Origin of the sequence: Cupriavidus sp. SK-3 (assembly GCF_000611145.1) — a bacterium.
In the GTDB taxonomy this organism is placed as follows: Bacteria; Pseudomonadota; Gammaproteobacteria; order Burkholderiales; family Burkholderiaceae; genus Cupriavidus.
In genome coordinates this window covers 221-518 of record NZ_JFJV02000052.1, presented here as the reverse complement: position 1 = coordinate 518, position 298 = coordinate 221, and the positions used below count along the sequence as shown (strand labels likewise).

The window sequence follows — 298 nt, the reverse complement described above, 5'->3', positions numbered from 1 at the left end:
TGGGCGTCTCGCGGTCGATCTTGCGCAGGAACTTCAGCCACTCGGTATGGCGGTGGCGCTGCTGGCACTGGGCGATGACCTGGCCATCGAGCACGTTGAGCGCGGCAAACAGCGTGGTCGTGCCGTTGCGCTTGTAGTCGTGCGTCATGGTGGCCGCACGTCCCTTCTTCAACGGCAAGCCGGGCTGCGTGCGATCCAGCGCCTGCACCTGGCTCTTCTCATCGCAGCACAGCACCAGCGCGTGCTCGGGTGGCGACATGTAGAGGCCAACGATGTCTTCAAGCTTCTCGACGAACCG

General features: G+C 64.1%; 1 pseudogene. It reads right to left on the bottom strand.

The features are described 5' to 3' along the window. Positions 1 to 298, bottom strand: a pseudogene (locus tag CF70_RS33710) (IS630 family transposase); the annotation flags it as partial.